Origin of the sequence: Candidatus Levibacter sp. Uisw_134_01 (assembly GCF_047717795.1) — a bacterium.
GTDB lineage: Bacteria > Pseudomonadota > Alphaproteobacteria > Puniceispirillales > Marisalimonadaceae > Marisalimonas.
The window spans coordinates 1,308,897-1,329,686 of the sequence record NZ_CP159808.1 but is presented as its reverse complement, the minus strand read 5'-3'; the positions used below and the strand labels follow the sequence as shown (position 1 = coordinate 1,329,686).

The following is a 20,790-nucleotide window of genomic DNA, read 5'->3' as shown; positions in this document are numbered from 1 at the left end:
ATTTTTAAAATAGCTTACAAAAATATTAACATCTAATGTTATTTATTAATTTAGATTAATACAAATTATCTTGCATTCTTTCTACTTATTGCTGTTTTAATGGTTTCAAAGCCTAAGTTCCTAATAATATCTCTTTTATACCTGTCAGTTGTGTATTGATCTGTCGCAGTATCTAAATCCCATGCAAAGTCATTTACAAGAGATTCAATTTCATTTAAGTCATCTGTAATCCAATCTCTTGCTGTAATTTTATCGCTAACACCACCTACAACAAACCTAACATTATTATGACTTGCAATTGCAGCAAATGAAGCAAGTGCAAAGTCACCGTGTTTTTCAGAAATTTCTTTAAAAGCGTAACCAGTTTGTTCTTTTGCTTTAGGTATTATTACCGACTTAATTACCTCATTATGATTTCTAGAATTTAATAGTGGACCAAGAAAAAAATCTTCTGCATTAATAATTCTTTGTGTAGATAAACTATTCAACTTTAATTGTCCTTTTAGAGCTATAAAACATAAAGGTAACTCAGAGCTAGGGTCTGCATGACATAAAGAACCTATGATTGTTCCACGGGCTCTATGTTGTTGGTGTCCAATATAAGGAAGACATTCGCTTATTAATGGTAAGTCATCTTTTGTTTTTATTCTATTTTCAAGTTGTAATTGTCTAAATAATGCGCTGATTTCAATGTTAGTCTTATTATCGATTAACGGAACATCATCTTCTATGGAATTGATATCAATCAAAACTTTTGGCTTTGCAATTCTCATATTTAACATTGCAATTAAAGATTGCCCACCAGCTAATATTTGTGCATCCTCACCATACTCTTGCAATCCTTCTAGAACTTCTTGCCAATTTTTGGGTTGAAATAAGTCAAAAGATGCAGGTTTCATTTAATGACTTTCAAACATTTTAATATCAAATTCCAAAAATTATTTTTTCTATGTTCAGGTGATATTTCTTGAGCTAAACGATCAAAAAATTGATTTATAATTATATTTGAAGCAGTTTTTAAGAAACGACCACCTATAGCTGCAATTTTACCAGAAACTTGCACATCATATTGATAAGTTAATTCTGTTTTCTCTTTATTCATAGGTGACAATGTTATCAAACCTTCACCACTAGCTATTCCTAATGGGCCACTTGCTTTTCCAGATAGTTTTAAATTTTTTGGTTTATTTAATTTGCTTAATAGTACAGAAAATTCATATTCACCAGTAATCGGACCAAATTTAATTTTAATTTTACCTTCATAGTGGTTATCTTTTATTAATAAAATCTTTTCAGTAACTGGTAATATTTTTGATAGATTGTCAGGATTCAATAAAAAATCCCAGATTTGGTTCGGTTTTTTGTATAATAAATTATTTCCTTGGCCAGTAATAATATTATTTTTATCATTTGGCTTAATAAAGTTTTTATTTGAATTTAATTTAGATCTTGGTTGTTCTTTTAAATTAGAAGTGATGTAGGAATGAACTTTAGAGTGTGTTAGGGGAAGTGTAACATTATCGATTTTTAAAGCATCGCATGCTGCATTTGCTATAGCTACTGGAGTTGACATACAATTACCTTCACCTAAGCCTTTTGCGCCCAAGGGAGTAAAAGGGCTAGGCGTTTCAATATGAATTATAGAGGGTGTTGGCACCTCATAAGTTGATGGAAGAAGGTAATCTGCAAAAGTCCCAGCTAAAAAAGAGCCATCATCAGTATATTTAAATTCTTCAAACAATGCAGCTCCTAAACCATGAGCGAAAGCACCATAAATTTGTCCATTGGCTAATAAAGGATTTAAAATATTTCCAGCATCATGTCCTGTAATATACTTATCAACCCTTGTCTGACCGGTTTTAGGATTTATTTCTAAACCACAAATATCAAAAACAAAACCATAGGCAAGTGAACCATTAATTTGATCTTTGTTATTAGGCGGAGCTAATTGTGGTGGTGACCAATGAACAGTTTCTCTTAAACCATTCTCAGAGTTTTCTGGAAGTTCTCCTGGAGACCAATGTGCTAATCCAACTAATCGATTAAAAGATATTTTATTATCAAAATTATTTTTATCTATAACGAAATTATTTTCAAATATTATATTTTCAGCTTTACAATTTAGTTTTGTAGAAGCAATTTTTAATATTCTTAATTTTAGTTTTTTTGCCGCAAGAGATGTCGTACCTGCAACTGCTCCTGCAAAACGACTTGAATAATTACCTGCAGCAATGGACCACGCATCTTTTTGAGTATCCAATTCACCATTAACAAAAACATTTTCAAAGCTTAATCCAAAAATATCGGCAACAATTTGTGCAAGTACAGTTTTATGGCCTTGACCTTGTGGAACGCTGTCACATGTTACATAAATTCCACCAGTAGGTCCTATTGATACAGTCGCACTTGCAATGGCTCCTCCTTTATGTCCTGATTTTTCTCTTTCTTTAAATGGTACTGCCGTAGTTATGTAACCCATATTTGATACGGATGGTTCTACTATTGCAGCGTAACCAATTCCATACAAGTTACCTTTTTTTTGTGCTAAGTTTTGTCGCAACTTCATATCAGAAAATTCATTGGATTTTAAAACTTTATCCATCAATTTTTTATATTGACCAGAATCTAGAAGTGCTCCAGAAGCAGATTGATAGGGAAAATCTTTATCTTTTACTAAATTTAATTTGATAACTGCTAGGCGATCTAATTTTAGATTAACAGCAATTTTATGAACCAATCTCTCAAGAGCATAATAATGCTGAGGACCGCCAAAACCTCGATTTAAACCAGTTGGTGTTTTATTAGTTAGAACCACTCTGTTTCTACAAGATATATTTTTAACCAAATAAGCTCCAGATAAGTTTCCATGCATTCTATATAATGAAGCTGGTTCTGGTGCTCTCAAATAAGCACCAACATCATCAATTTGATCATAATCTAGCGCTAGAATTTCACCATTTCTTCTTACAGCAGCTTTGATAGTAGTCACTCTATTAGTGGCTGATGATGCTGCGGTTAAATGTTCAATTCTATCTTCAACCCACTTTATGTTTTTTCCTGAAATTCTTGAAGCTAAACAGGTTAATACTATCATTGGAAGTATAGCTTGTTTAATACCAAAACTACCTCCAGAATCTTGGTTTGATATTAACCTTAATTTATTTTCATTAACATTTAAAGATCTCGAAATCACAGAATGAAGGCTAAATGGTCCTTGAAAATTTGAGTGAACGGTATAACTTTTTTCAGAAGAATTATAATTGCTTTGAACTATAAAACCTTCAAGTGGAGTACAACTATTTCTAGGATATTCAATTTTCAACTTAATTATTTCATCAGCTTTTTTAAAAGCTTCTTTTGGATTTCCATATGAAAATTTTCTGTCACTGACCACGTTAGTTTTAGTTTTTTTATGAACTTTTGGTGAAGAATCCAACGTAGCATCTTCTGTCTTAATAATAGGATTATATTCTTGATATGTTACCTTAATATTATCAATTGCGTCTTCAGCAATATATCTGTTTTCAGCTAACACTAGAGCTATAGGTTCGCCTACATACCTAACATATTCAATTGCGCAAGGCCAAACCTCGATATCAATTCTTAAAACGGACAATAGAGGTTTTGAAAGGTTTGAAAATGATTTACCATCAATTATTGAATGCACTCCAGGAATACAAGAAGCCATTGTTGTGTCTAAGTTAAGAATTTTTCCTGCTGCATATTGAGATCTTAATACTGCAACGTGTAAAGTTCCAGGTGGATTACCTTTGTCGTCGCCATAAATTCCTTTACCTATAATTAATGTATCATCTTCTGATCTTTCAATTGATGATCCAATTTTACAATTATTAACTTTGTTGAGAATTTTCTCCATTAACAATTTTTACCTTCTATTTTCCTGTATAAACAGGTTTTCTTTTTTCTACAAAGCTTTGAACACCTTCTTTAAAATCACTAGAACTTCTAAGCCTGCCATATGTTTCACCTTCTAACTCAATTGCAACGTGTAAAGGCGCATCTTGAGATGCATTAAGAACAGTTTTAATGGCTCTTTGTGCTAAAGGTGATACTAAACAAAGTTCTTTAACAAGATTACTAGTCGCACTCTCAAGTTCGTTAATTTCAACCACTTCAGATGCTAGACCATAATTATAAGATTCTTCTCCAGAAATTCTTTTACCTCTCATTATCATATCTTTAACCCTAGATAACCCGATCATCCTAGCTAGTCGAACTGATCCACCTGATCCTGGTATCATTCCTATTTTCATTTCAGGAAGGGATAGCTGTGCACACTTAGTCACAATCCTGAAATCACAAGCTAAAGAAAATTCTAAGCCAACTCCAAAACAGTAACCTTGAATTGCAGCGATAACTGGTTTTCTAATTTTTTCAGGCGTCATTACGTTTTGAGCAAGCATAGTTAGTGTTTCTGGTGTCTCTTTTAAAAAACCTTCAATATTTCCTCCTGATGAGAAGTTTTTTCCATCTGCTCGTAAAATAATAACTCTTACATTTTCATTTTTATCTAAATCTTTCATAGCTTCAGCCATTTGAATTCTTTGCGAATATTGAATAACATTTAATGGGGGTCTTGATAAAATAATATCACCTCTATTATCTTCATTATTTACTTCAACTCTAAACCCATCGAATTCTTTAATAACTATTGCCAATTAAAACTCCTATATTTCTTAAAATTAATTTTCTGGTAGATCATATTTATCCATTAAACTATCCACCACACCATCAAAATAATCCCAAGGAGTTTCACGGTAACTGTGGTTTTTAATAATAAAAGAAGCTCCTGCATAGAATTTTTCGTATTGCTGTTGTCTTCCAGCAAATTCAGAGCCTACTACATCCCAGGCTAATTTAAATAGCTTCATTCTTGATTTTGCATCCATTTGTGGGGTTTGAAAATAAGTTTCAAAATCTTTCTTTAGTTTTTCATTTTTCATAACATTAATACTTGCAGGCATTTGAAAAACACCTCCACCACAAAGTGTTCTTAATTCGTCAACAATTGGTGTGTAATTTTCGGTGCACCAATTTAATGCTGCGTACATCATTCTTCTATTGAATGTCATATGATTATTTGGCCAAGTTTCAGCCGCTTCTATTTGTCCATGTATCATTCCAGATAAATTAGCTTCTAATGATGACATTTTCCCAAGTGTTTCTTTTACTGCTGGAATTTGGTCTGCACCGGTGGCTTTAGCTATTTTATTACATAGTCCTGTTATTAATTCCATTTTGGACCAATATCTTACATTAGCTTGATGATTTCCATAACAATGGGCAGGTGTTTTTATGTATATCTCCCTAGCTAAAATAGCATCGTCCATCACGAATATTCTGTCCCAAGGAACAAATACTTTATCACACATTACAAGTACATCTGTTTCATCCATATTCCATGATAAAGGAGAGTCAAACTGATTGTCATAATGTGTTGATAGTGGTTGACGCATCCAGAGAGACAATCCCTCAATATTACAAGGTATTGCACATGTTATGGCTTGTTTGATCTGGTCTGGGGCTAGGGGAACAAGGTTGCCAATCCATATTTCATTGGCAAATACAGCGCTTGTAGCAAGCATCTTCATCCCTGAAATAATGACGCCTTTTTTATTTTCCTCTACAACAGATAGAGTTGGAATAGGAAGATTTTGCTTTTGATAAAATTCAGGGTTTCTTGCCGCTTGAGGAGGAACAACAGCATAAGATGCAAAAACATCATTTTTTTTCATGTATTTATAATAATTTAAGAGATTTTCTTTAAATTTATATTTACCACTATCAAAAATATCAGGATTTGTAGACATACCCGTTACAAAACTAGCTACATGATCCATAGAACGTCCCATCATTCCAGATGTTTGGTCAGCAATAACTTTATGCGCTTTAGATCTTTTCCTTAAATCACTTTTGTTTTTTGCTTGTAAAAACCAAGTAGAGCATAGTTCGCCATTTTCTTGATATGACAAAACGTCTTTATAAATTTCTTGATGTTTAATATCATACAATTCAGCTACTTTTTGCGCGGCTTTCTCAAAGGCTGGATGAGTTGTAACGTCATCAATTTTTTCATCACCAATATAAACTACTCTTCCATCTCTTAATTGACTTAAGTGTTCCTTGCCTGTTTTAATCATCTTAAATCCTTAAAAATTAAAATTCAGTTTCATTTTTATAGTAATGTAATTCAAAAAGGACACAGCCTTTATCAGACTTAAAAGGACCATGATAAACGCCAGGAGGTCTACATGCATATGTTGATCCTTCAAATTGTTCTCCACCATTTCCATCTTCATCGTTTCCTACTATTAAATCCCCACTAACCAAATAAACTTCTTCCCAATGGTCATGAATAAATTTTTCAGTTGTAAATACACCAGGTTCAAATTTAAGTAATCTTGATCTACTTCCTGTCTTATTAACTTCATCAATGTCAGAAGCTAAAATATGTTGTTTTATTCCAGTTGGATAACCTTGAGGCGTATGCCAATTTTCGTTTGAAGAAATTTTAGTAAATTCAAGATGCGGTTTTCTTTTTAACATATTTCTTCCTCTTCTCTATTAATAATTCATCTATCTAAATCGTACTCACCTGCAAGTAATTTTCTTCTTAAAATTTTTCCTGTAGGAGATTTAGGTATCTCTTTTACAAAAATATACTCTTTTGGTCTTTTAAAGTTGGCCATACCAGATTCTTTACAATGTTTATCTAGATTACCAAATTCAATATTACCATCTCGTTTAATAAAACCACAAATTCTTTGCCCCCATTTTTCGTCAGGAAGTCCAACTACAACGACTTCAAGAACATTTTTATTTAACGACAATAAATTTTCTATTTCAATGGGTGATACGTTTTCACCTCCAGTTATAATCATGTCGTCAACTCTGCCAGTTACGAAAAGATCACCATTGTTATCTATGTAACCAATGTCATTTGTAAAATACCAGTTCTTGATTATAGAATTTTTATTAGCATCAGGTCTTTTTAAATATCCTGAAAAAGATTCTTCAGATTTAAGAGAAGCAATTATCTCTCCTTCAATATTTTTTTTAACAATTTTTTGAGGGTTTTTAGATCCAATTTCTACAACTCGAATACGCTGATTTATTCCAGCTTTGCCTGCTGATCCTGGTTTTTTATGTGCATTTTGATCAACAGTAAAAGTATAGACTTCAGACGATCCATAATGATTAACAAGTTGTATAGGTTTAAATGCTTTCATAACTTTTTTTATGAGACCATTGTTCATAGGTGCGCCAGCAAATCCTAATTTCTTGCATGATTTAACTTTATTATTTGTAAAACTCTTATCTTCGATTAATTCATGAAATAGAGTAGGTACCAAATATAAAGAAGTAATTTTAAACTTATTAATTAATTTTATAGCTTCTAGGGATGAGAACTTAGGTTGTGTTATAAATGTTCCATTAATTAGTGACATTGAAATTAATGATCTAATTCCCATTGTATGATATAAAGGCATAACACCAAGAGTGATTTCTCCATTTTTATACATATTTTGAGCGACATGAGCTAGTGCAGCTGACCTTTCAGCTAAATGTGTTCTTGGCACACCTTTAGGCTTTCCAGTAGTGCCTGATGTGTATAAAATTATTGAATAACTATCACTTTTTCCTTCAGGGTGGTTTCCAGGATTACCATTTTTAATAAGTTCGCTTATATTTAGTGTTTTATTATTATTGCCACCAACAAAGATTTGTTTAATTTTCTTTGCCTCTAGCGACAGCTCTACTCCATCCATACTTTCTTTTTGAAAGAATATGCAACTAGCTTCTGAATTAGAAATACAAAAATCAATCTCCTCAGGCTTCATTCTCCAATTTAAAGGCACAACGATTAGATTATTTAATTGACATGCCCAATGTATTGTAGAGGCTTCAAAATTATTTTGGAGTAAAGTAATAACTTTTTCTTGTTTCTTTAAACCTAAATATTTTAAAGATCCTGATAGAGTATCTATTTTTTTAAACCATTCATAGTAGGTGTATTTGTAATCTAGACCTGCTATTGCTATTGCATCTGGATTTTTTTCTTTTGAAGCTAAAATTGTTGTTCCAAGATCAAACATTTTTTTGTTCAATTTCATTTATTCCAATGACTTCTTTTACTGCATTTATTATACCTGTATAACCCGTACACCTGCATATGTTACCGCTTAGCATTTCTCTAATTTTGTTAACATCAACATTTTTAGGCTTTGTGTTTAAAAATGCTATAATTGTTACTAAAAAACCTGGCGTACAATAACCACACTGTAAAGCATGATTTTTTTTAAAAGCTTTTCTTAAATTATCAAAGTTTTTATCATTTACTAACCCTTCAATAGTTACCAATTCTTTGCCATTTAATTGTGATGCAAACATCAAGCAGGATCTTATTGGTTCATTGTTTAGTAAAATCGTACAGGCTCCGCAAATTCCGTGTTCACATCCAACATGAGTGCCTGTTTCGCCAATTGTATGTCTTAAAAAATCGCTTAGAAGAGTTCTATTGTCTGTTTCCGTATTTATATCTTTATTATTCAATTTAAATTGAATTTTAATTTTTGAATCAGATTTATACAAAGGCATCAAATTTTCCTATTTACTATTTAAATAGTAAAATAAAGATAATTTTAAGCAATAAATTTTTTATAAATTTACTTGATTTGTCCACGCTCTATTACAAAAGATTTGTCTAGCATACCTTGATAATGACCAGCATTACTTTCTGCAATTAGAGTTGTAACCCCTTCTTTTTTTAGATTATTCAAAATATCTATAATCCTTTTAGTAAGAGCAGGGGCGATTCCTTCTGACGGTTCATCTAGAAGTAAAAGTTTACTTCCAACCATAAGGGCTCTGGATAATGCTATAAGCTTTTGCTGTCCTCCTGATAAACTAGTAGAAGGTCTGTCTTTCAAATCTAAAGCTTCCGGAATAATTTTGTAAATCCAATCCAACCTTTGTTTCCAGTCTTTTATATTAGTAGCCCAAACTGGAGTAAGAATATTTTCTTCAGCAGACATAGATGGTATTAATTTTCTATCTTCAGGCATATAGCCAATTGATAAATAGGCTCTTTTTTGTGATGGCATTTTAATTAGATCATGATCTTCAAATGATAATTCACCAGAAATAGTGGGCAAAATTCCCATTATAGCCCTCAATAATGTTGTTTTTCCTGCTCCATTCCTGCCAATTAGACCAACCATTTGACCTTTCTTTAAATCTAAAGAAACGTCTTTTAGGATCTCAATTAATCCGATATTTACATTTATTTTATCTAATCTTAACATAATTAAACCTTAATAACATATTTGTTTAATGCCCTAAAACATATTCAATAACTTTTTTATCTGATAAAGCTTTTTTGGGTGGAGCATCACATATAATTTCTCCTTGATAGAAAGCTATGACACGGTCAACGTATCTTTCAACTATTTCCATATCATGTTCAACAAATAATACTGAAGTTTCTGTTTGTTTTAATGCGGCAATAACTATATCCATGATGCCAAACTTTTCTTCAACAGAAACGCCTGAAGTTGGTTCGTCAAGTAATATTACCTTAGGGTTTCCAACCACAGCCATAGCAATGTCTAGAAGTTTTCTTATTCCTTGAGATAGGGTGCTAACTATATTGTCCTTTTGATCTAAAATTTTGTACAATTTCAGTATTGTGTCGCATTCTTTTGAAATAGACTCATCTTCTATGGGGTCCAATAATGTCTTACCACTTTTTTTAGCCAGTGACATTGCTATCATAAGGTTTTGTTTAACTGTCATTGTCATAAAAACTTGGCTAATTTGAAACGATCTACATAAGCCAATATGGGTTGCTTTTCTTGGTTCAATTCCAGTAATATCAGATCCCATAAATTCTATTTTACCACTTGTAGGTTTTAAATAACCTGTAATCATATTTACAAAAACAGTTTTGCCAGCTCCATTTGCTCCAATTATACCAATAATTTCTCCTTGATTTATTGAAACATTAATATCCTTAGCCGCTACAATACCTGAAAAAGATTTATTTAATTCAGATGCTTTTAAAACTATATTACTTGACATCTTTTTTCTTTCCATAGTTAAAAACTTTTTCAATTATTGACCATATACCACCTGGGAAAAAGAAAATTATTGCAAGTAATGTTCCACCAACGATTGCTGCCCAAGCTTGCGGTGCCCATTCAAAAGCGTATGTTCTTATGAATTCAAAAATTATCGCTCCAATAAAAGGTGCTAAAATATTTCCCCAACCAGACATTATTGTTATAAATACAAGCTCTCCAGATACATTCCAATTCACCATTGAATCTGGATCAACTTGACCAAGGCTTGCAGCCATAAGCCCTCCAGCACCTCCTGCTAAACAGGCTGAAATAACATATTTTATATGTATTGCTTTTTGTACAGAAAAACCAAGAAACTCTACTCTTATTTCATTATCTTGAATTGCTGTAGTTAAGTGTCCAAGTGTTGATCTAAGATAAGCTTGTATTGAAACAGCAGCACAAATAACAAAAAATGTTATAAGGAAGAATAAATATTGTCTTGTAAGCTCTAATCCAAAAAGCGTAGACGGAGAAATTGACATTCCATCAGTTGATCCTAGGAACTCGGCTTTAGCCAACAATCCATATAATACCATAGAAAAAGCAAGCGATAACATTGCAAAAAATATTTCTCTGTATTTTCTAAGAATAAACCCAAGACAAAAACCTAATAATCCTGCTGCAACAACTGCTATTGTAAACCTTAACAAGATATCAGTTATACCAAAATATTTTTGACATAAGGCAACAGCATATGCTCCAAAACCATAATATAATGCATGTCCGAAAGACACTAGGTTTGTTCGCCATAGTAACATAAGACCTAAAATAGCTAAGCCTCTAGACAAGCCGTACATAAAGTTATTTTGCATCCAATCAGGTAAAATAAAAGATGAAATAACGCACAAGCTTATCATAAATACGATCAAAACTCTTACGCTTGTGTCTTTGAAAATACCAGTAAACATTAAATTTTCCTTGCTTTAGGAGGAGCAAATAAGCCCTCAGGACGAATAATTAAAACGATTGCCATAACGGCAAAAACAACAAACAATTCTAATATTGGAGCTTGATGAACTGCAAATGCTCTTAATAACCCTACTATTAAAGAACCAATAAGAGCACCAGGAATTGAACCCATTCCACCAATAACCACAACAGCAAAGCTTAAAACCACAAGGTCTATAGCAAAACCTGGAGATACAGATGTAGTAGGAGCAACATATGCACCTCCTAGAGCTCCTAAAATGGCACCTCCGATAAATGTTACAACATAAACTTTAGTAACGTTTATGCCCATAGCTTCACTTATTTCTCTGTCATAAATTACCGATTGAAGGAGCTTACCCCACTTAGTTTTGGTAAGGCCATACCAGCAACCAAAAGCAACAATTGTAGCAAGAAGAATTAAAGAGAGTTGATAGACACCTCTATTTAAACCAACAATATCAATCCAGCCAAGCATCATTGCAGGTTGATAAGGAAGATAAGGGTCAACACCAAAGGTAATTATAATGAGATCTTCAAAAATTAAAAATACCCCAAAAGTAGCTAAAACTATAAGGTGTATGTCCTGATTATACATTTTTCGAAGTATAAAACGTTCTATAATATACCCTAAAACTACACCTACTAAAACTGCAGAAATTAATATAGCTGGTAAAAATAAAATTTCAGGCAGATCATTGTCTGAAATAATACCTATTGCAAATGCAGCTGTGTAAGCGCCCCAGGCATAAAAACTACCATGAGCAACGTTCAAAATTTTCATTACCCCAAATATAATAGTTAAACCTAAACTTACTATAAAAAGATAAGAGGCATAAGTAAGACCGTCTAAAAAAACTGTAGCCCAAAATTGCATTTATATACTCCAAAATGGCAATAAAAAAGGGATGCTTTTGAAGGCACCCCTTTTAAATATTAAGTTTAATTACATTTTGCTCCAGGCATTCCTGCATTTATCCAGTCTTCTGACTTTGTTCCAGCTGGTGGATATATACATTCTGGACCATACATCTTAACTTTTTCAGCTCCAGGTGTCTTACCTTTTTTATTGTATTTAGTTAGACCATAGCCAACTGAATGAACAGCTTGATGACCACCACCCCTTGCCATTGAAATAGTTTCTGTAAATGATTTGAACTTGATGTTCTTCATAGCAGCAATAACTTGGTCTTGAGTAGGAAAACTTCCTGCCTTGGCCATAGCTTTATCCATAGCAAATTTATAAGCTAAAATTGATCTAGCATATTGATATGATGGTCCTAATGGTAGAGCATTAAATCTTTTTTTATACTCTTTTATGAACCAAACATTTAATGGGCTTTTATCATCTCTTGCAAGTAGACCTACATTACCTCTTGTACCCATTACAATACCATCGGGAAATTTTTTGTCTAATGCATCAACAGCTGATCCTCCAACAGAAGAAACAAAGATTTTTTTCTGAAAAAAGCCTCTAACCATTGCTTGAAGAGTAAATGCCTCAATATCACCATCCCAAAAACTTGAATGCACAACTTTAGCTTTATCTAAAGATAATGCTGAAATTTCTGTTCCGTATTGTCCAACAAAAAGTTTTGGAAATTGAGGTTTATCAGAACCTTTACTGTCTGGTGACATTTGTTTCATACCTAATTCAAAGAATTTATAAGAATCTTGTCCCCAAGCATAGTTTTGATTTATGCCTGTGTAATTCTTTTCATTAGGGTACATGTCTGTAATATATCTAGCTGCGGCTAAACTATCACCAACTGCATTAGCTTGTGTTCTAAAAACATGAGACCTCAGCTTTTCTTCATATAATCTAGGTGTTCCACATGTTGAAAACACAGTTAGCATTTTTAACTCATCAGCAATTGGACCGATAGCCATACAGTTTCCAGAAGATATATAACCAATCATTGCATCAACTTTTTGTTTTTCAACAAAATCTCTAAATAGACCAACTTGTTTAGTTCCACCACCTGATTCATCACTAAAAATAGGGTTCATCTTGGCACCAGCAAATCCTTGCTTATTATAAGGTGCAGGCATTGTACCATTATTAATAGCGTCAATAACTATTTGAGCTCCCTGTTTTGCAGGCACCCCAAAAACTCCTGCAGCTGGTCCAGTCAAAAATGAAACCACACCAACCTTAACTGTATCTTTTGCAAAAGCAGTTCCGGCTAACAAGCATGAAGCGACTAGCATTGAAGCAGATGCAACTTTCGTAGTTTTGTTAAATATTTTGATTTTCATTAATACCTCCCAGAAAAAAAATATTTTGATTTTACATATAGTTTATTATAAATGGTTGTCCTTAAATATATCATATATAAGTAAAGATTTTTTAATTTTCCCCATAATATAAATATAGAATGAAACACAGCAAATTTCTTAAAGCAAGTTATTTTTTATCATATTATTTAACATATTAATAATAATTAATTATGCGTTTTTTTTGTTAAATATTATTTTTTTCATAGATTTTGGCTATCAATAACCCACCAAGTATTCCCCAAAAAGGTGACCCAATATTAAGGAAAACTAAATCTGACATTGTAATAAGAAAAGATACAAGTGCACCAAGTGAAAAGCTTCCAGAGAAAGCTGCTATAAATGTGTTTTTTAAGACTATTAATAACGCTATTCCGCCGAGAGAAGCAATGAAACCTGGAGGGCAAGAGGAAATGAATCCAGTAAAAAAAGGAGAAAAAACACCAAAGGTTATGCAAAGTAAAGAAAAAACTATTCCACTCGTGTAGTGCCCTTTTATTATAGTTTTAACTTTATGATCTTTTAAAGCTTCTAAAAAATTTTCTTTTCCATGTTTTTTGACCAGAAATTCAACTCTTTCTTGTCCGAGTAATTTATTTGCATCAGAAACTTTTAAGCTATTTTTATTGTTTTCGTCTGATGTAATTATGCCTGTTACAGGGCCTGTTAGACAAGATGATACTGTTCCAAAAAAAGAATTGATTATTGATCCTATTCCACAGGCTACAGTGAAAGGTTTAATACGAGTTTGGTGACCAGCAGATTTTAGAATGGCAAGACCTTGCCCATTTTGAATAAATAAAACTGTAATAGCTAAAGGTATTACTAATTCTATGTTAGCATTTAAATTAAATTCAGGCTTAAAAATTGTTGGCATTATAGGGGACAAGCTTAAATTATTAAAAATTTCAGCATGATTAGAGTTTAAAATAATTAAAACACCTACAATTAAAGATCCTAAAAGTGGAGGCATTATTTTTTGTAGCGAAGGAAAAGCATAAATGATAAAGTAAGTAATTGTCATTGATCCAGATAGTAAAGGAGTTTCTTTTAGTGAGTAAAGCCAATTTAAGCTAAATTGGAGAAAAATAGCAGCAACCATTCCCATTACAATTTCAATTGGAATTTTTTTATTTATCCAATTCAATATATTTGTTAAACCAAGAAATGTAAGAAACATTCCAGTCACTAAATATGTTCCTACTATTTCATTAAATGAATAATTTTCTATCGAAGAACCAATTAATATAATTCCAGGGATACTCCACATGAATACTAGTGGTTGTCTAAACCAAAATGAAAAAAATATACTTATTACGCTATTTATAGCAAAGGCACCAAACAGCCAGCTTGAAAGTTCTTGGTTTGAAAGACTTGTTTTAGTTCCAACAAGTAGCATTATTGCAACAGGACCTGTAACGGCAAAAAGGAATGCTACAAATCCATTCGTAATATTTTCTTTAGTAATATCATTAAAAAAATCTTTTATTAAATTCATAATTACTTTGCTCAATGTATTAAACGTAATTAATTTTTTTCAAACTAGATTTGTTAATAAAGTTTAAATTAGTTGATTCCTTTTGTACAATACAAAAACAATTGTGCAACTCAATCAAAGCTGAATTAATCAAGCCATTTTCAAGATACGTTTTACCAACTTCATTTCCATTTCTTAATGCGTCTTCGATCTCTGATTGTTTTAAATCACCAACTTCAACCGTAACCATTAAATTTTTTAAATCACTATCTTCATAAATTTCTTCGGCAGGTTTTTTAATAATTGAAGGGTGATTTTTTATATTTACAGAGTTAGCAATCATCGTTGCGGCAGCATCAGCTATTGCTGCATTATCCGCTAAGACAGTAACTGAATCTGCTATACCAAGAGAAAAACTTCGTCCTCTCCATCCAGATGTAGCAATACCTCTGGATTTATCTTTATAATCAATTTCTGCAATAATGTTTGGAATGGATGCCAAGCTACTTTTAACGGTTTGATTTTCTGTTAAATAAAATGATACATCCCCACCATTATTTACATAGGCTTTTTCAAGCTTAGTATCTTTTACTAAAACATTTAGAATATTATCAGCTACTGATCCAGCTACAGCAGCCATTGGGGTTATAAAGTCAGGATAGAACTTTTCAGTTGCATTTTGCATGCTCTGAGAAATTTTATTATTAAAATTTCTATGCGGAACTACTTCTTTTTTAAGTAAGTCCATATCTAAGACAAGTTCATTCAATAAAGTACTAAAGTATTTTTTTGCTTTTTCATATGCTAAAGGTTTATCTTTTCCAAAAGCTTCAAGAACTATATCTATTGGACCATGATTAAGGAACAGTCTATTATCTTTTTCTTTGATAAGCATTAGTGAAAGTTAGGACAAGAAGGACTTTTTGTTTCCATATTCACCACCATTTTCAATTATATCTTTTTTTGACCTTATTTTTGTAGTATGTCCACCAATTGATTTATATTTGTTTCTATCAATGGTGAATTCTAAAGGAGCTACAATCGCAGGAGTAGGTACATATCCAAATGAATTATCAGGCATTTCATGAACATCAACCATAAGAGTAATTCCACCACCAGGCCAAATATAAGTTTTAGCTCCTCCACATGTTATATTAGTTTCGTTGTTTTTAACTGATTTAGTTAGCTGAATTGGATTCTTGGTAACACCCGATCTAAGTGATCCACCAGCACCTCCAACAAACATCACGGTGCAAAGAGCGGGTTCACAATTTTCTTTAATAAGCTCAACACTTGATTTTAGATTTGCAGGTAATTTTTTTTTCTTGGGGATCAATTCATTGTCTAGTTCGTAATAAGAGTAATTCTCACCAGTTGTAGAGACCATGAGAATAGTTAATCCAGGTACAGCACCTTTTTTCTCATTCCAAGTGCCTAAAATTGTTAATGGGTCTTGAATATCAGTGCCACCCCATCCCGTGCCTGGGTTTGCAACTTGAAAATATCTGCCAGGAGTAGATCGTCTTCCTTTTACTGAAATACCTGTACTTTTCCAATCTAATACTTTGCCAGCCTGATGCTCTGAAACAACACCTGTAATATGGTCATCTACTACAACAACCTCATCAACAAGACCAATCCATTGAGATGCAAACATTCCTATTGTAGCAGATCCACATCCAACTCTCATTTTAGTTTCTTCTATTCCTTCAATAATTGGTGGCTTTCCTGCTTGAACGATAACTGTAAGACCTTCATCAATTGATAGTTCTATTGCCTCTTTGTTGCATAAGTTCATCAAAGCTTCACAAGTTACTCGACCTTCAACTTTAGTACCACCGGTCAAGTGGTCAACTCCACCTAATGAAAGCATTTGTGACCCATATTCACTTGTCATGACATGTCCTATAGCTTCGCCTTTATGTCTAACAATTGCTCTTTCAGACCCTAAATGTCTGTCAGTATCAATTTTGATTTTTACTCCACAATACGAAAATATTGCTTCAGTAACTACAGTAATAAAATCTGCACCATCTACTTTACTGTTGAAGATAAAAGGAGCAGGTTTATAGTCTGGATAAGTGGTACCTGACCCAATGGCTGTTATAAAAGTATTATCATTTTCTGTAGTTTCACCATTCCAATCAGCTTTAAGAAAAGGTTTTACTTGTTCCCCTTTTTCTATTTGATTATTTAAAATGACTAAAGGGTCTAGTCTAATGATCTCTCCATTTTCATTAGCATACCTGTCACAAGCACCTGATTTACCGTCGGCGATAAAACACATTACTGGGCATGCGTCACATCTAATTTTTTCTTGTGTCAACATTAGCCTCCGATATAGCCTCTAAAACTCTATGAGGAAGCGCTGGAAGTTTTTTAATAATTGCGCCAGTACAATTCCTAAGAGCATTTAAGATTGCAGGTGTTGTTGGAATTAAAACATGTTCTCCTAACCCTTTCGCGCCCATCGGTCCCTCTGGATCTGGTTTTTCAATAAAAATACTCTTTATTTCTGGCATGTCACCTATAGTAGGGACAAGATAATCGTGCAAATTTTCTGTTCTATCTGGAATGTATTCTTCCATTAAAGCTAGCCCTAAACCTTGGGCAATTCCACCTTCAATTTGTCCCTCTGCCAATAATGGGTTGATAACTCTGCCTAGATCATGAGCAGCTGTAATTTTTTCAACTTTTATTGTGCCAAGCTCTTTATTGACTTCTATTTCAGCCATTTGGACGCCATATCCATATACTGCATAAGGTTTTCCTTGACCATTTTCATCAAGTGGTATTGTTGGAGGGTCATAAGTCTCAATTGACGATAATACATAGTTATCTTTATCTGGGATCATGTCTTTAAGTTCAAGTCTTTGTTCTTTTTCTTTATGTTTAACAAAAATTGACTGGTTCTTAATTTCAATAACTGCATCAGGGCCCATGTTGCTTAATCTTAAAATTTTACTACGCATACTTTTTCCAGATAATTCTGCTGCCTTTCCCGTAATATAAGTTTGTCTAGAAGCAGATGTTTTTCCACAATCGGGAGTTAAATGCGTATCAGGACCAATTAAGTTAAATGTCTCCATAGATACTCCTAGAGCATCCGCACATATTTGTGTTATAACTGTATTAGATCCCTGACCTATATCTGTAGCCCCTTGGTGTAAAAAAAGTTGTCCAAATTTATCTATTCCAATTTTAATAGTAGCAGGGTTTGGAAGGGCCGTATTACCACAGCCGTACCAACAAGACCCCAAACCTATACCTTTTTTTATAAATTTAGAATGTTCATTAAATTTTTTTATTCTCTCAAGACCTTCTTTCCATGTTTCTGATAGGGCATCCAAGCATTCATATATGCCGACACCATAAAGTTCTTGTCCACAAACTGTTTTTTGACCGTCTTTAAGAGCATTTATTTTTCTAAATTCTAATTGGTCAATTTTACAGATATCTGCTAGTTGATCATATAGAGTTTCTTGAAGAGCTGCAGCTTGAGGAACTCCAAAACCTCTGAATGCTCCAGAAACAGGACCATTGGTATGTAATGCGTTTCCAACAGCCTTGTAATTTGGAGTGTAATATGGACCACTTGCATGTATTGGAACTCTTGTTGCAACTGTCGGTCCCCAGCTTGCGTATGCACCTGTGTTGAAATCACCATCAAAAATCATACTTAAAACTTTACCATTTTTATCTGCAGAAACAGAGGCTTGCATCTCAGATGGATGTCTCTTTGTTGTAGATATCATTAATTCATTTCGAGTGTATACTATTCTACAAGGCTTTTTAGTTTTTAATGTTACTAAGCCTAATAGTGGCTGAATAGAAACATCCAATTTTGATCCAAAGCCTCCTCCAGCAGTTGCTGGAATAATCCTTACATTTTCTTTTTTTAAACCAAGTATATTAGCTGTGTCGTCACGGTCCATAATAGGAGCTTGTGTACAAGCCTGTATTACCAAAGTATCATGGTCCATCCAAGCACTTCCAGCTTCAGGTTCGATGTAAGCGTGCTCCACATAAGAAGTTTCTAAATTTCCTGAAACTTGAAAAGTTGATTTGTTGATAATAGTTTCAGGGTCTCCAGAGATCACTTTACCAACAGTTAATAAATTATTTTCTCTATCGGAATGAATGTTATCTATATTTTTATCTTTTGATGATTTAATGGACAGGCTTTCTGTTGAAGGTTCCCAATTAATTGGAAACTTATCCATGTTTAAATTACCAATTGAATTATAGGTACCTGCAATAATCGCTACAGCTTCACCTTTAAACCTTGCTTCCGAAACTGCTAAAGCAGGTTGGTCAGCGAAGTTTGGTATAACTCCAAATTTATTCTCTCCAGGTATATCCTTAGCAGTCAGAATAATATCTAAACCCTCAGTTTCAAGCTGCCATTGCTTTAAATTTCCAAATTCAAAGTTTGCTCTATGATATGGTGATCGAACGATTTTAATGTAAAGTGAATCTTCAGGCCAATAGTCTGCTCCATATATTTCTGTTCCTAAAACTTTTTTTAAACCATCAATTCTAGGAATTCTTTTTCCTACAGCATTATGAAAGACGGGTTCTATTTCCTCTTCAGAATTTACGTTCATAATGGCAGTTATAATTTTTTGATAACCAGTACACCTGCATAGAACACCTGATAAGGCTTCTTCAACTTCCTTTTTACTTGGAGTTGAGTTCTTTTTAAGAAGAGCTGTAGCTGTTACTAAAAGACCAGGTGTGCATATTCCGCATTGTGCTGCTCCATATTTTAGAAATGATTTTTGAAGGCTGCTCACTCCATTTAAGCTTAACCCTTCAATAGTTTGAATATTCTTTTTTTCTGCTTTTGCAACTGTCATCAGACATGCGCAAACTGGCTCATCATTAACAAGAATTGTACAAGAACCACAATCTCCAGCATTGCAGCCTATTTTTGTGCCCATTAAGCCTAAGTCCTCTCTCAAAACTTTACTAACTCTATCAGAGGGATTTACTAATAAATTTTGCTTTTTATTATTTAAATAAAAATTGATTTCAATTTTAGCATTATTCATATTGGCCTTTTTTTTTAAATTTTTTGATAGTATCTATAATCGAGTTCTTTACCAAAACTTTAGCTACTTCAAGTCTGTATGCATCAGTTCCTCTTATGTCATTAATTGGTGATATATGATTTTTGTAATCAAAATTATAAATATCTTGAGTTAAGTCAGAATTTACGTTCTTCCCAATTAAAGTGTTTTCTAGTTCTCCTAATCTTCTGGCAACAGCGCTACAAGAGCCTATAGATATAGCAATGTCAGATATAACATCGCCATCTAAGTTAATTTTACATGCAACCATTGCAATGGAAATAACTAAATATTTTCGTGCGCCTAACTTAACAAAAGATGAATGTCCTCTTTCAGCTTTTTCAGGAATAAGAATTGCAGATAATATTTCGTTTTTCTTTAATTCTGTATTTCTAGAGCCTTTAATAAAATCGTCTAATTTTAAAATTCTTTTTCCATTTGTTGATATCAGTTCAACTGATGCATCTAATGATAAAAGGCAAGGGACACCGTCTGCAGCAGGGGAAGCGTTGCATAGATTGCCTCCTATAGTTCCTAAATTTTGAATTTGCCTTGATCCTACCTGTAAACTGCATTCTTTAAGCATGTCGTAACAATTTGGTAATTCTTCATTTTCAAGATCTGTCCAAGTTACTCCTGAGCCAATTCTTCGGAATTCTTTTTCAATAGTAATACTCTTTAATGATTTGATAGCTGATATGTCTAAAATATTACTGCCGAGACTATCTTCTTGAGTTGTTGGAAATAAGTCTGTACATCCTGCTGCAATAGTCAGTTCCCCTTTAGACAGAGTAGTAATTGCGTCATTTATATTTTCAGGTCTGTAATACACTAAATTTCTAACTAATTCTAAAACCGAGTTTCATTTATTTTTTTAACAATGATTGATGAT

General features: G+C 33.0%; 17 protein-coding genes. All 17 read right to left on the bottom strand.

Annotated features, from left to right (window positions below):
• Nucleotides 1–65: 65 nt before the first annotated feature.
• A complete protein-coding gene (locus tag ABXT66_RS06865; protein ID WP_443642747.1) occupies nucleotides 66–899 on the bottom strand; it encodes an FAD binding domain-containing protein in 834 nt (277 codons plus the stop codon).
• Complete coding sequence (locus ABXT66_RS06860) at nucleotides 896–3,877, bottom strand: xanthine dehydrogenase family protein molybdopterin-binding subunit (protein ID WP_443642746.1); 2,982 nt, start codon at nucleotides 3,875–3,877, stop codon at nucleotides 896–898. The genes ABXT66_RS06865 and ABXT66_RS06860 overlap by 4 nt, the downstream gene beginning before the upstream one ends.
• A 16-nt stretch (nucleotides 3,878–3,893) precedes the next feature.
• Nucleotides 3,894–4,679: an enoyl-CoA hydratase/isomerase family protein gene (locus tag ABXT66_RS06855; RefSeq protein ID WP_443642745.1), complete on the bottom strand. Its 786-nt coding sequence runs from the start codon at nucleotides 4,677–4,679 to the stop codon at nucleotides 3,894–3,896.
• A gap of 24 nt (nucleotides 4,680–4,703) precedes the next feature.
• Nucleotides 4,704–6,161 carry a 4-hydroxyphenylacetate 3-hydroxylase family protein gene (locus ABXT66_RS06850; protein WP_443642744.1) on the bottom strand — a complete coding sequence of 486 codons (1,458 nt, stop codon included), beginning with the start codon at nucleotides 6,159–6,161 and terminating at the stop codon, nucleotides 4,704–4,706.
• A 16-nt stretch (nucleotides 6,162–6,177) separates the two neighbouring features.
• Complete coding sequence (locus ABXT66_RS06845; RefSeq protein ID WP_443642743.1) at nucleotides 6,178–6,567, bottom strand: cupin; 390 nt, start codon at nucleotides 6,565–6,567, stop codon at nucleotides 6,178–6,180.
• A 26-nt stretch (nucleotides 6,568–6,593) separates the two neighbouring features.
• Nucleotides 6,594–8,117, bottom strand: a complete 1,524-nt coding sequence (locus ABXT66_RS06840; RefSeq protein WP_443644729.1) for an AMP-binding protein — start codon at nucleotides 8,115–8,117, stop codon at nucleotides 6,594–6,596.
• A complete protein-coding gene (locus tag ABXT66_RS06835) occupies nucleotides 8,110–8,619 on the bottom strand; it encodes a (2Fe-2S)-binding protein (RefSeq protein ID WP_443642742.1) in 510 nt (169 codons plus the stop codon). Before ABXT66_RS06835 ends, ABXT66_RS06840 begins: the two co-directional genes overlap by 8 nt.
• A gap of 68 nt (nucleotides 8,620–8,687) precedes the next feature.
• Complete coding sequence (locus ABXT66_RS06830; RefSeq protein WP_443642741.1) at nucleotides 8,688–9,326, bottom strand: ABC transporter ATP-binding protein; 639 nt, start codon at nucleotides 9,324–9,326, stop codon at nucleotides 8,688–8,690.
• A gap of 25 nt (nucleotides 9,327–9,351) precedes the next feature.
• Nucleotides 9,352–10,101 (bottom strand): ABC transporter ATP-binding protein, encoded by a 750-nt coding sequence (locus ABXT66_RS06825; protein ID WP_443642740.1) that lies wholly within the window; start codon nucleotides 10,099–10,101, stop codon nucleotides 9,352–9,354.
• A complete protein-coding gene (locus ABXT66_RS06820; protein ID WP_443642739.1) occupies nucleotides 10,091–11,053 on the bottom strand; it encodes a branched-chain amino acid ABC transporter permease in 963 nt (320 codons plus the stop codon). Before ABXT66_RS06820 ends, ABXT66_RS06825 begins: the two co-directional genes overlap by 11 nt.
• Nucleotides 11,053–11,949, bottom strand: a complete 897-nt coding sequence (locus ABXT66_RS06815) for a branched-chain amino acid ABC transporter permease (protein WP_443642738.1) — start codon at nucleotides 11,947–11,949, stop codon at nucleotides 11,053–11,055. Before ABXT66_RS06815 ends, ABXT66_RS06820 begins: the two co-directional genes overlap by 1 nt.
• Nucleotides 11,950–12,014: 65 nt before the next feature.
• A complete protein-coding gene (locus tag ABXT66_RS06810) occupies nucleotides 12,015–13,331 on the bottom strand; it encodes an ABC transporter substrate-binding protein (RefSeq protein WP_443642737.1) in 1,317 nt (438 codons plus the stop codon).
• A 205-nt stretch (nucleotides 13,332–13,536) separates the two neighbouring features.
• Complete coding sequence (locus ABXT66_RS06805; protein ID WP_443642736.1) at nucleotides 13,537–14,847, bottom strand: benzoate/H(+) symporter BenE family transporter; 1,311 nt, start codon at nucleotides 14,845–14,847, stop codon at nucleotides 13,537–13,539.
• Nucleotides 14,848–14,866: 19 nt separating this feature from the next.
• Complete coding sequence (locus ABXT66_RS06800) at nucleotides 14,867–15,721, bottom strand: UPF0280 family protein (RefSeq protein ID WP_443642735.1); 855 nt, start codon at nucleotides 15,719–15,721, stop codon at nucleotides 14,867–14,869.
• A 9-nt stretch (nucleotides 15,722–15,730) separates the two neighbouring features.
• Nucleotides 15,731–17,155 (bottom strand): 6-hydroxynicotinate reductase, encoded by a 1,425-nt coding sequence (locus ABXT66_RS06795; protein WP_443642734.1) that lies wholly within the window; start codon nucleotides 17,153–17,155, stop codon nucleotides 15,731–15,733.
• Nucleotides 17,133–19,880 carry a molybdopterin-dependent oxidoreductase gene (locus ABXT66_RS06790; protein WP_443642733.1) on the bottom strand — a complete coding sequence of 916 codons (2,748 nt, stop codon included), beginning with the start codon at nucleotides 19,878–19,880 and terminating at the stop codon, nucleotides 17,133–17,135. The genes ABXT66_RS06795 and ABXT66_RS06790 overlap by 23 nt, the downstream gene beginning before the upstream one ends.
• On the bottom strand, nucleotides 19,873–20,730 hold the full coding sequence (locus ABXT66_RS06785; RefSeq protein ID WP_443642732.1) for an FAD binding domain-containing protein: 858 nt from the start codon (nucleotides 20,728–20,730) through the stop codon (nucleotides 19,873–19,875). The genes ABXT66_RS06790 and ABXT66_RS06785 overlap by 8 nt, the downstream gene beginning before the upstream one ends.
• Nucleotides 20,731–20,790 lie beyond the last annotated feature (60 nt).